The following is a 12,379-nucleotide window of genomic DNA, read 5'->3' on the forward strand; positions in this document are numbered from 1 at the left end:
TGCGCGCGAACCCCATCCGTGGCGAGCATGGCCATGCCGAACGCGCCGTTGCCGGTCAGCAGGAGCTTCACCTCGGCCGACGGCGCGCCCTTCCCGCCCGGCGCCGTCTGGCTGCCCGAGGAGCAGGCGTTCAATTTCAGTCTCTTCTCGCGCAACGCCACCGCCATCACGCTGCTGCTCTATCGCGCGGACGACCTCTTCACCCCCTGCCTGCGCCTGCCCCTCCGCCTGCCGCACAACAAGACGGGCGACATGTGGCATGCCCGCGTACCGGCCGGGCAGGCCGGCGACGCCTGTTATTACGGCTATTCCGTCGCCGGCCCGCACCGGCCGGAAGAGGGGCTGCTGTTCGACGCCGAAAAACTGCTGCTCGACCCCTATGCGCGCGGCGTGTTCTTCCCGCCCGACTTCGACCGCGCGGCGGCCTGCCGGCCGGGACCGACGGCAGGCCGCGCACCGCTGGGCGTCCTGCCCGATCGCACCGGCGCCAGCCCACCCGCCATCCAGCGCCCCCGCCGCCACGATCACGACCTCATCATCTACGAGCTTCACGTCCGCGCCTTCACCCGCCACCCCTCGTCCGGCATGGCCAAGGCGCAGCGCGGCAGCTACGCCGCGCTGACGGCGCGCATCCCCTATCTCAAGGCGCTGGGGATAACGGCGGTGGAACTGATGCCGATCTTCCAGCGCGACCCGGTCTACGGCACGTTCTGGGGCTATATGCCGCTCAATTTCTTCTCGCCCCACGCTGGCTACGCCTCGGACGGCGCGGTCGATACGGCATGGCGCGAATTCCGCGCAATGGTCGCCGCCCTGCATGAAGCCGAAATCGAGGTCTTTCTCGATGTCGTCTACAACCATACCGCCGAGGACCATCCCGGCGGCCCGGTCTGGTCCTATCGCGGAATCGACAATCCCAGCTATTATTCCAGCACACCCGGCACCCCGTTCCGCCCCACCAATCGCAGCGGCGGCGGCAACGACCTGGACGTGGCGGCGCCGGTGGTGCGGCAGCTCATCCTGTCCAGCGCCTGGTTCTGGATCGCGGAGATGGGCATCGACGGCCTGCGCTTCGACCTCGCCTCGATGTTCTCGGTCGACGAAAGCGGCCGCGTCAATCTCGCGGAACCGCCGATCATCACCGAACTGTCCACCGCATCCCAGCGGTGGCAGACGCGGCTGATCGCCGAACCCTGGGTCGGCGACGGCTCGCTGATGCAACTGGGCCGGGCCTTTCCGGGCCGGAGCTGGCGGCAATGGAACGCCCATTTCCGCGACGATATCCGCCGCTTCCTGCGCGGCGACGATGGCTGCGTGCCGGTGCTGATGACCCGCCTTTACGGCAGCACCGACCTGTTCCCCGACGACCGCGCCCATGCCGCGCGCCCCTATCAGAGCGTCAATTACATCGCCAGCCATGACGGGCTGACGCTGCGCGACCTGTTCTCGTTCGACAATCCGGGCCAGATCGCCGCCAATTGCGGCCATCAGGGCACCGAGGGCACGCCCGAACAGGTCCTGGCCCTGCGCCGCCGCCAGACGCGCAACGCCTTCTGCCTGCTGATGCTGGCCAACGGCACGCCGATGTTCCAGGCGGGCGACGAATTCGGCCACAGCCGGGGCGGCGACCCCAACCCCTATGACCGCGACGACGAAACCAACTGGCTCGACTGGCGCCTGACGGAAAACGAAAGCGCCCTGCTGCGTTTCGTACGCATGCTGATCGCCTTTCGCACCGCCCACCCCTCGATCGCCCGCAGCGTCGGCTGGCGCGACGATGTCTCGTGGCACGGCGTCGATGGCGGCGACCCGGATCTGCGCCCGGTCTCGCGCAGCCTGGCCCTCTTCCTGCGGGGTGCGACGATGGAGGATGACGATCTCTATGTCTTCATCAACGGCTGGGACGACACGCTGCATTTCGCCCTGCCCGAGGCCGCACGGGGCGGCGCGCCATGGCGCAGCCTCATCGACACCGCCGCCGCCCCGCCCGCCGACATTCTCGCCGCCGAAACGGCACCGCCGGTCGGCGACATGGCGCGCCTGCCCGCACAGGCCCGCTCGATCCGCGTCCTGCTGCGCGGGCGGCACGACACGATCACGGAATAGCAGGAACCACAGCTACGGAGAGGTGACATGGCGGCCGACAGTCCCACGCTGACCCCACGCGCGGCGGAACGCGCGCTGAACAGCCTCGCGCTGGATCTGCTCTGGAGCTGGAACCACGCGACCGACGCGCTCTGGCACCAGATCAACACGGATTGCTGGGCCCACACCCGCAATCCCTGGACGACGCTGAACAACGCCTCGCGCGCGCATCTCAAGGCACTGCTGGGCAAGCCCGCCTTTCGCCGCGCGGTCGGCGATGCCATGGCCGCCCAGGCCGAACGCCTGCGCCGCCCGACCTGGTTCGCCCAGACGCACGACACATCCGCCCTGTCCTGCGTGGCCTATTTCAGCATGGAATACATGCTCAGCGAGGCGCTGCCGATCTATTCGGGCGGGCTGGGCAACGTGGCGGGCGACCAGCTCAAGGCGGCCAGCGACCTCGGCGTGCCCGTGGTGGCGGTCGGCCTGCTGTTCGCCCAGGGCTATTTCCGGCAGGAACTGACACCGGGCGGGCGGCAGCAGGCGCTCTACCCCTTCAACGACCCGTCCCAACTGCCCGTCAGTCCCGTCCTGACGAAAGATGGCGACGTGCTGCGGATTCCGTTCCGTTTCGGCCAGGGGCATGTCTGGGTCCGGGCCTGGAAGGCCATCGTCGGGCGCGCGACGCTCTATCTGCTCGATACCAACGACCCGGCCAATCCGGCGGCCGTGCGCTGCGTGACGACCCAGCTTTATGGCGGCAACGACGACCTTCGGCTGCGCCAGGAACTTACACTGGGCATCGCGGGCTGGCGCCTGCTCGACATGCTCGGCTACCAGCCGGATGTCTGCCACCTCAACGAGGGCCACGCCGCCTTCGCGGCGGTGGAACGCGCGCACGGCCTGATGAAGCGGCTGCAGATCCCCTTCCGCCAGGCCCTGACCATCGCACGGGCGGGCACGCTGTTCACCACCCATACCGCCGTACCGGCCGGTTTCGACCGGTTTCCGGCCGACCTGCTCCGGACCTATCTCTCGAATTACGCCAAGAACCAGCTCGACATTCCGCTGGACACATTGCTGGCCCTCGGCCGCGCCAATCCTGACGATCAGGGCGAGCCCTTCAACATGGCCTGGCTGGCCATCCGCGCCAGCGGCGCGGTCAACGGCGTGTCACGCCTGCACGGCGCGGTCAGCCGCCGCCTGTTCGCCCCCCTCTTCCCCCGCTGGCCCGAATCCGAGGTCCCGGTCGGCCACGTGACCAACGGCGTGCATACACCAAGCTGGGATTCGATCGAGGCCGACGCGCTGTGGACCGAAGCCGCCGGCCCCGAGCGCTGGCGCGGCACGCAGGAGGGCGTGGCCGACCGTATCCGCGCACTGGACGACCGCATCCTGTGGTTCACCCGCTGCCAGGCGCGCAGTTCCTTCATCGACAAGATCTCCATCCTGTATGCCGAGCGGCAGAGCTATGCCGACGCCGCCGGACTGTCGGGCCGGCCGGTCCCGGCTCTCAGCCCCGACGTGCTGACGCTCGGTTTCGCCCGCCGCTTCGCGACCTACAAGCGGCCGGACCTGCTGCTGCACGATCCGGACCGCCTGGCGCGCCTGCTCTCCCACCCTGATCGGCCCATGCAACTGGTGCTGGCGGGCAAGGCCCACCCCGCCGACACCGCGGGGCAGGACCTCATCACCCGCTGGATCGCCTTCTCGCAACGGCCCGATATCCGCGGCCGCGTCGTCTTCATGACCGATTACGACTTGGCACTGGCCGAAATCCTGGTCCAGGGGGTCGATCTGTGGATCAACACCCCCCGCCGCCCGTGGGAGGCCAGCGGCACCAGCGGCATGAAGGTACTGGTCAATGGCGGGCTGAACCTGTCCGAGCTTGATGGCTGGTGGGCCGAGGCCTACGCGCCCGAAATCGGCTGGGCCCTGGGCGACGGGCACGAACATGGCGAGGACCCGGCGGTGGACGCGGCCGAGGCCGATGCAATGTACACCCTGCTCGAATCCGAAATCGCCCCGTCCTTCTACGCCCGCGATGCCCAAGGCATTCCCGTCGCATGGGTCGCGCGGATGCGCGAAAGCATGGCGCGCCTGACACCGCTCTTTTCCGCCAACCGCGTGGTGCGCGATTACACCGACCGTTTCTACCTGCCGGCCGCCAACCACTACCGCGCCCGCCTGGCCAATGGCGGACAGGCGGCGCACGACATCCTGCAATGGCAGGACATGCTCGACGCATGCTGGCCCCAGTTGCGCATCGAATCGGTAACGTTCTCCGAACCGGACGGGCAGCGTCACGTGGCGGTGGCACTCTTCCTCGGGCATATTCCACCCGACGCGGTCCAGGTGCAGCTCTACGCCAACCCCATCGATGGCGGCCCGCCCTTCGTCACGACCATCCCCCCCGGCGGCTGCCCCGACGCGAACGGCATGACCCATTATACAGTAACGACCGGGCTGGACCGGCCGGCGACGGATTATACCGTGCGCGTCATCCCGGCCCATTGCGGCGTGGCGATCCCGCTGGAGAGCACGCATATCGCCTGGCAGCGATGAACGACCATCCCGAACGTGAAAAGACCTTGAATCACCAGACGGCATGCAAAAAGATAAAAATTCCACACTCGATACAATAAAGGCGCGCCAGGGTACAGGCACAGGCCTCCCCACGGGGCGCATGATCATCGACCGGCGGCCCGGCAAGTCATCCTCACTCGCCTCTCGACCAGCGCACGCCGAGCGCATATGCTGTTGCGGCTCTTTGGTTATATTTGCCGCTCACGAACAATGAGCAAGGCAGAAATCGTCCATATGGACCTTGCCTGACGTCTCGGGACCACACACGATACCGCGCCTCAACACTCAGTATAAGGTCAATCGTGGGAATCAATCAGCCTGTCCTCCCCCTGGCTACGGCGGAAGCCGCAATACGGGTAAAGACCTTCTGATGCGCAGAGCCTGTTTGGAAATGCGCGCTGGTGAGCGAAAGCGGCCTGGAACGGGCCGCGCCCGGCGTGTGTTTCCGAGCATCGGAACGGAGCGGCCTATATGGAAGTGAGCACCGAAGCGCAGGACGCGCGCGTCGGATCGCCTCCTGCGCGCATTTCCAAACAGGCTCTCAGAGGTGCATTGGCGATCCTGCTGTCAATGCTGATCTCATCGCTGGGCGTGCCGGCCCATGCCGACCCGCTGGACCTGCACCCGTCCATCTGCCTGGACGGCGCCGCCGGCATGGTGGAGCAACTGGCCCGGTCGGCCTACAGCATCCGGGGCTGCGCGACGCCGCCCAGAACGGACGGATGGGTCTGGCTGCATCTCTCCGACCCGTCCGTGCTGAAGGACCTGCCCGCGGGCTGGGCGCTGCTTCTCGACGAGAATCGTTTCGACCGCATAACCGTCGCCGCGACGAACAGCGACGGCAGCATCCAGAACTACAGTTATGCCGACGGCGGGGTCGGCCATGACTGGGCCCCCGGCGGCCTGCTGCGCTTCCCCTTCGATTCCCCCGGTGTCGAAATCTCCAGCCTGTCGATCGGCTTTCATCATCTCGACGGCGCCATCTTCATCCGCAAGATCGAAGCCCGCACCCCCGATGAGGAAGCCGCGCGGAGCATGGCCTGGCTGATCCTGACCGGGGTGATGATCGGGGCCCTGGTCTCCGCCATGGTCTACAACCTGGCCACCTATGACGGGCGCCGCGATCGTTTCCAGCTCTGGTATGCCGTGTGGACCGTGCTGACGCTGGGCTACTGCCTCTCCTGGACGAATTTCCTCGGCCTGTTCGACGACCGCCTGACCGGCCCGCTGGCGGTCAGGCTCAGCGACTGTTTCCTCGGTGCCACGGTCGCCGCCGGAACCATGCTTCTTCTGACGCTCATCGAGTTCCAGGCGCGCCACAGATACCTGCTGTGGACAGGCTATGTCCTGACCGTTCTCTCGACCCTCTCCGGCTTCGCCGCGGCGGCCGACACGCTGCTCCCGCCCGTGTGGACCGATCACGTCCTGAATGCCGTGCTGATGCTGGACGTCCTGTGGATTGCCGCGACGATCGCCTTCGCCATCCGCAGGCGAAGCCGGATCATCTGGTTCTTCCTGCTGGCCTGGATGCCTGTCATTTCGGTCTTCACATTGCGGCTGGCCCGCAATATGGGCTTCCTGCCCCAGAGCGACGCGATCGACATGGCGACATTCGCCTGCATCGCCTTCGAAGCGGTCGCCCTGTCGGTCACCATCGCCTACCGGCTGCGCGATATCGGGCGCGCGCGCGACAGGGCGGCCCGCGCGATGGCCGTGATGCAGACCGAAGCCGAAACGCTGCGCCGCGCGGCCATGACCGACCATCTGACCCAGCTGGACAATCGCGCCGCGTTCCAGGCGGCGCTCGACCAGGCGGACCCGCTGACCACGTTGCTGCTGATCGACGTGGATCACCTGAAGTCGGTCAACGATTCCTACGGTCAGGAACTGGGCGACAATCTGTTGCGCCACATGGCCATGCGCCTCAGCCAGATCGTTCCCGACGGCACCGCCCTCGCGCGGCTGGGCGGCGACGAATTCGGCATCCTCGTGTCCCGACCGGTGGAACAGGTGCTGCTCGAACGTCTCGATGCCCTTCAGGGAGAACCCTGGTCCCAGTCCGGCCGCACCCTGTCGCTCTGGTTCAGCGTGGGACAGACGGAATGCAACGGCTCCCCGGTCTCGGCCATGCATCGGGCGGACCGGGCGCTGTACTGGGCCAAGCAGCGCGGCGGCGGGCGCAGGCAGCCCTACACTGCGGAATTCGACCGCGCCGACAGCCTGGCCGCGCGACTGCTGGCCGACGCGCCCCACGCCCTCGCGGCAGGGGAATTCACGCTCTACTACCAGCCCCTGGTCGATCTGAAGACCGGCCGCCAGCGCGGCAACGAAGCCCTGCTGCGCTGGAACCATCCGGAACTCGGCCTGCTGGCACCGTCCGATTTCCAGATCCTGCTGATGGACGAGACGATCGGCCCCCGGCTGCAGGACGAAGTCATCTCCATCGCCCTGGCCGCGCTGTCCGATGTCGGCGACGGGCTGGCCTATATCGCGGTCAATTTCACCGGCGTGCATCTGCGCGGGGCGGCGGCGGGGCGGCACATCCTCAACCGCCTGCAGGAGGCCGGGGTCCCGCCCCACCGGCTCTGCGTCGAGGTCACGGAAGGCATCGCCCTCGACCATGCGTCCGACGAGATCGCCGAGGCCCTGCACGTCCTGCACACCGCCGGCATCCGCACCGCCTTCGACGATTTCGGCACCGGATACGCGTCGCTGGTGCATCTGCTGCGCTTCCCCGTCGACATCATCAAGATCGACCGGTCCTTCGTCCGCCAGCTGACGACGCCGGCCCGCAACGCGCAAGAGATCGTCCGCTCGGTCATCTCGCTCGGCAAGGCCCTGCACAAGCAGGTCGTCGCCGAGGGAATCGAGACTGAAGCACAGGCCGCCATCCTGCGGGAACTGGGCTGCGATTACGGGCAGGGCTATCTGTTCGCCCGCCCCGGCCCGCTTCTCCAGCCGCCGATCTACTGGCCCATCCGCGATGAAAACCACGAAGCCCTGGACGACGCGCCGCGTTCATAACGCCCCCCGGCCAGCCCCTCTCTCAATCCAGCAGAACCGGCCCCGAACGTACCGCCCCCAGCACATCCTGCGGGTTGCGCAGCGGGCAATCGGCGAGCGACAGGCAGCCGCAGCCGATGCACCGGTCAAGCTGGTCGCGCAGGCGCGTCAGATCGTCGATCCGCTCCTGCAGGCTCTCCCGCCAGGAGGTGGACATGCGGCGCCAGTCCTGCACGGTCGCCGCCCGGCCATCCGGCACACCCGCCAGCGCGGCCTTGATCTCCGCCAGCGACAGGCCTGCCCGCTGCGCCACGCGAATGATCGCGATCCGCCGCAGTACCGCCCTGCCATAGCGGCGCTGATTGCCCGCGTTCCGCCCGCTGCGGATCAGCCCCCTGGCCTCGTAGAAATGCAGGGTGGAGACCGGAACGCCGCACCGGCGCGCGACTTCGCCGACAGAGAGATCATCCGCGCGCATCGCATTTCCCGCCCGATTCTGCATTGACCTCAACCATGCTTGAGATTTTATGACCGACACCGGCACGCCCAGGCAAGCCCCGCGCCAGGACACTCCCCGCGGCACCCGGAAGGCAGCGTTCATGCGTTCTGACACCCCGTCGCGATCATCCCCCGCCCATGCCGCCGAGGCACGGCCGGCCCACACCGCGACCGGCTGGGCGGCCCTTTTTTCCGGCGGCAACGCGGCGCGCTCCATCACCCTCTCGGCCGGCGTCGTGCTGCACGCCATCAACCTGTACATGGCCATGACCGTACTGCCCTCGGCGGTGCGCGATATCGGCGGCATGCGCTATTACACGTGGAACACCTCGCTTTTCGTCGCTGCCTCGATCGTCGGTTCATCCCTGTCGGCGCGCGCGCTCGGCCGTTTCGGCCCGCGCGCCGCTTACGGGATCGCGGTTGCAATCTTCGCCACCGGTGCCGTGCTGTGCGCCACGGCCCCCGCCATGCCGCCCATGCTGGCCGGCCGCGTCCTGCAGGGCATCGGTTCGGGCCTGCTGGTCTCGATGGCCTATGCCGTCATCCGGCTGGTCTTCCCGCCCGCCCTGTGGCCACGGGCCATGAGCATGCTGTCCTCGATGTGGGGCGTCGCCACGCTGATCGGCCCCGCCATCGGCGGCCTGTTCGCGGGACTGGGCGTCTGGCGCGCCGCCTTCTGGACGCTGGCGGCGCTGTCGATCCCGTTCGCCATGCTCGCAACCTGCGTGCTGCCGCGCACCACCGGCGCCGAAGCCGGCAGCTTCCCCGGCATCGCCTGGCGGCAGATCGCGCTGATGGTCGGCTCGGTGCTGTGCCTGGCGGTGGCCGGTGCCAGCCCGCATGGATGGGAAAACCTGGCCGGATGCCTGATCGTGCTGGGCCTGTTCGCCTGCCTCGCCCATCTCGAACGGCAGGGCGGCACGCGCCTGCTGCCCGCCCGCGCGCTGGTCTGGGGCTCCAGCCTGGCCCCCTTATACGCCCTGATGGGCTGCCTGGCCCTGACCGTGGAAGTGATCGAGATCTTCGCGCCGCTCTTCTTGCAGGATCTGCACCGCCAGCCCCCCCTTACCGCCGGCTATCTGTCGGTACTGATGGCCGCCGGCTGGTCCACCGGCTCGATCCTCAATGCCGGCGCCCCACCAGCCCGCGTCGCACGCGCCCTGGTCGCCGCCCCCGCGCTGGGGCTGGCCGGCATTCTCTTCCTGGCCTTCTATCTGTCCGTGCCCACCGATGGCGCATGGCAGGCGATGGCGCCCGTCTGCGTCACGTTCCTGATGGTGGGCCTGGGCGTCGGCACGGCGTGGCCGCATCTGCTGACGCGCGTATTGCTCACCGCCCAGCCCGCCGACCGCGACCTGGCCTCGGCCTCCCTGACCACGGTGCAGCTCTACACCACCGCACTGGCCGGCGCCTGGGCCGGCATGATCGCCAACATTGCCGGCCTGGCAGACCCTGGCGGCATGGTGGGGGCCGAAAGGGCGGCATTCTGGGTGTTCGCGCTGTTCGCGATCATGCCGGCCATGGGTATTCTGACAGGATGTTCTTTTTTGAAAAAAAGAACCAAAAAACTTTGATTCGTTCAGGAGTTTTTTGCTGGGCCATACGATGACCCAAAACGAATAAAAGTCTTTTTGCTGCTTTTTCTTCAGAAAAAGAAGAGACCTTTCCCCAAAGAAGAAAGGGCGCCCCGTCTTCCAACGGAGCGCCCCCTTCAATCAGGCAACGCGACGCGGAGCGCCACGATGCTGCCCGCCGCCCGAGCGGGACTGGTTGCGGCCACCGCCGCCACCCCCACGGCCCCGGCCACCGCCGCCGCCCAATACCGGCGGCCGCATGGTCGATTTCTCGGCCGCCTCGGAATGGTACGGATGCTCCATCACCACCGGGATCGGCTTGCCGATCGCCTTTTCGATGTCGCGCAGCCACGCCCGCTGTTCGGCATCGCACAGCGACACCGCCCAGCCCTCACGCCCGGCGCGCGCCGTACGGCCGATCCGGTGAACATAGCTCTCCGGCACGTTGGGCAGGTCGTAGTTGAAGACATGCGTGACGTCATCGACGTCGATGCCGCGCGCCGCAATGTCGGTCGCCACCAGCACCTTGACGGCACCGGACCGGAAGCCCGACATCGCCCGCTCGCGCGCACCCTGCGACTTGTTGCCATGGATCGCCTCGGCCACGATGCCGTGGTCGTTCAGGAAGGCGGCGACCTTGTTGGCCTCATGCTTCATCAGCGTGAACACCACGGCGCGCTCGACCTTGGGCGAGTCCACCAGCATCTGCAGCGCGTCACGCTTCTTGTCGGTATCGACGAACATCACCGCCTGACGGATACGGTCGACGGTGCTGGACGGCGGCGTGACCTGCACGGTCGCGGGGTCGCGCAGCAGGCCGTGCGCCAGCTCGGCAATGCTGCGCGGCATGGTCGCCGAGAACAGCAGCGTCTGCCGGTCACGCGGCAGCTCGGCCACGATCCGGCGGATATCGCGGACAAAGCCCATGTCCAGCATCCGGTCGGCCTCGTCCAGAACCAGCACTTCCAGCCCGGACAGGTCGATATGGCCCTGGCCCATCAGGTCCAGCAGGCGGCCGGGGGCGGCCACCAGCACATCGACGCCACGGCGCATCGCCTCGACCTGCCGGCCCTGGCCGACACCGCCGAAGATCACGGCATGGCTCAGGCGCATATGGCGGGCATAGGCCTTGAAGCTCTCATCGATCTGCGATGCCAGCTCGCGCGTCGGCGCCAGAACCAGCACGCGCGCACCCTTGGGGGCGGCACGGCGATGATGGGTCAGCAGACGGTGCAGGATCGGCAGCGCGAAGGCCGCCGTCTTGCCGGTGCCCGTCTGCGCCAGGCCCAGCAGGTCCCGCCCGGCCAGCAGGTGCGGGATGGCCCCGGCCTGGATGGGGGTCGGGGTGGTATATCCTTCCTCGTTCAGCGCGCGCAGCAACGGCTCGGCAAGCTGAAGGTCGGCAAAAGTCGTCATGAAATGAAGCGCCTCCGGGCACTCGGCAATGGCCGGATTCCTCACGACAGGATGAGCATCCGGAAAGACTTGAAAGGAAAACACGACGCACGGTTCGCGCCCCTGCCTGGCAGGGCACGCTGTCATTCACCGTAATCCGTGGGTCAGAAAGGGTCTCTTGTCCGTCCAGTCCGTGCCCCCCGCATCAATAAGGCACGCGCGTACAAGTCCAGATACGGGACAGGCGGGGACCGTCCACGGGCGAGGCTTCTACCCGCATGCGCTCCCCACCGCAAGTCCTTATTCTGGCTGGCTGTCTCCGGGCGCCTCCGGGGCGGCCTCATGCAGCCGCCGCGCCAGCAGCATCGCACCGTCGATCGCATGCCCCCTCGGCACCGACAGACCGGCCTGCACACCAGCGGAAAGATAAGGCCGCAGCACCGGCGCCAGCCCGCCCAGCAGGCAGCAGGGCAGCGCCCCGAAACCATCCGCCGCGCGCAGGGCGGCCAGCAGCGCCTCGATCTCCGCCCCGGCACGGGCCAGCAGCCCGCGCGCCTGCGCATCCCCCTGCTCCGCCAGGGTGCAGACCAGCGGCGTCAGCCGGGCGAAATCGGCGGCCCGCGCGCCAACCGCCCACAGCATCGGCTCCGCCCCCTCATCCGCCAGCCGCGCGCGCACCGCCTCGCTCAACACAGTGCGCTGGGCACGGCCATCGCCCGCGCACAGCATCAGCCGGACGGCCTCCAGTCCGATCCAGGCCCCGCCACCCTCATCCCCCTGCGGAAAGCCCCAGCCCCCGACCCGCCGTGTGGCCCCGCCGGCAATGGCCAGACCCACCATCCCGGTTCCGGCCGCGATCATGGCCCCGTCTTCGCCCGCATGGGCCCCGACGCAGGACGTATAGGCATCCGAGACGATATCGAGGCGCGCGAACAGTGCCGGCCGGGCCAGGAACCGCGCCATGGCCCCGCTCACCTCGGCCCCCGCCAGCCCAGCCACGGCAACCAGCCGATATTCCGCACCCGACAGCCCCGCCCGCGACAGCGCCAGTTCCAGTGCCTGACGAATCGAATCCCACGCCTGCCCGGCATCGGTAGCGATATTGGCGGGTCCGCCTTCCCCTTCGGCCAGCAGAGCACCTTCCGGCGTCGCCAGCCGCAGGCGCGCCCGCGTCCCACCCCCGTCGATCCCGACCAGAACGGCAGGGCCGCCCGTCACGACAGGTCCGTCAGTGTCTG

7 protein-coding genes are annotated in these 12,379 nt (G+C 68.0%); 4 read left to right on the top strand and 3 right to left on the bottom strand.

From position 1 onward, the window contains the following. The first annotated feature begins 33 nt into the window (after positions 1-33). The 3 genes from HLH35_RS01940 (at position 34) to HLH35_RS01950 (ending at position 7,695) form a co-directional block, all read left to right on the top strand. A complete protein-coding gene (locus HLH35_RS01940) occupies positions 34-2,106 on the top strand; it encodes a glycogen debranching protein (RefSeq protein WP_182977505.1) in 2,073 nt (690 codons plus the stop codon). A gap of 27 nt (positions 2,107-2,133) precedes the next feature. Then, the gene (glgP, locus tag HLH35_RS01945) at positions 2,134-4,650 is read left to right on the top strand and encodes an alpha-glucan family phosphorylase (RefSeq protein WP_182977506.1); all 2,517 of its coding nucleotides are present in this window, start codon (positions 2,134-2,136) and stop codon (positions 4,648-4,650) included. Between the two features lie 492 nt (positions 4,651-5,142). Continuing rightward, on the top strand, positions 5,143-7,695 hold the full coding sequence (locus HLH35_RS01950) for a putative bifunctional diguanylate cyclase/phosphodiesterase (RefSeq protein ID WP_182977507.1): 2,553 nt from the start codon (positions 5,143-5,145) through the stop codon (positions 7,693-7,695). Between the two features lie 22 nt (positions 7,696-7,717). On the opposite strand, the gene soxR is transcribed toward HLH35_RS01950, so the two are convergent. Further along, positions 7,718-8,152, bottom strand: a complete 435-nt coding sequence (soxR, locus tag HLH35_RS01955; RefSeq protein ID WP_220790486.1) for a redox-sensitive transcriptional activator SoxR — start codon at positions 8,150-8,152, stop codon at positions 7,718-7,720. A 121-nt stretch (positions 8,153-8,273) separates the two neighbouring features. Here soxR and HLH35_RS01960 point away from each other — a divergent pair, with 121 nt between their 5' ends. Further along, positions 8,274-9,746 carry an MFS transporter gene (locus HLH35_RS01960; protein WP_182977509.1) on the top strand — a complete coding sequence of 491 codons (1,473 nt, stop codon included), beginning with the start codon at positions 8,274-8,276 and terminating at the stop codon, positions 9,744-9,746. A 141-nt stretch (positions 9,747-9,887) separates the two neighbouring features. On the opposite strand, the gene HLH35_RS01965 is transcribed toward HLH35_RS01960, so the two are convergent. Together HLH35_RS01965 and HLH35_RS01970 are read right to left on the bottom strand one after the other, a co-directional pair. Next, on the bottom strand, positions 9,888-11,162 hold the full coding sequence (locus HLH35_RS01965; protein ID WP_182968515.1) for a DEAD/DEAH box helicase: 1,275 nt from the start codon (positions 11,160-11,162) through the stop codon (positions 9,888-9,890). Positions 11,163-11,441: 279 nt separating this feature from the next. Next, entirely contained in the window at positions 11,442-12,359 is a 918-nt protein-coding gene (locus HLH35_RS01970) for a BadF/BadG/BcrA/BcrD ATPase family protein (protein ID WP_182977510.1), read from the bottom strand. Between the last annotated feature and the right edge of the window lie 20 nt (positions 12,360-12,379).

It is taken from the genome of Gluconacetobacter asukensis, from assembly GCF_014174375.1.
GTDB classification, from domain to species: domain Bacteria; phylum Pseudomonadota; class Alphaproteobacteria; order Acetobacterales; family Acetobacteraceae; genus Gluconacetobacter; species Gluconacetobacter asukensis.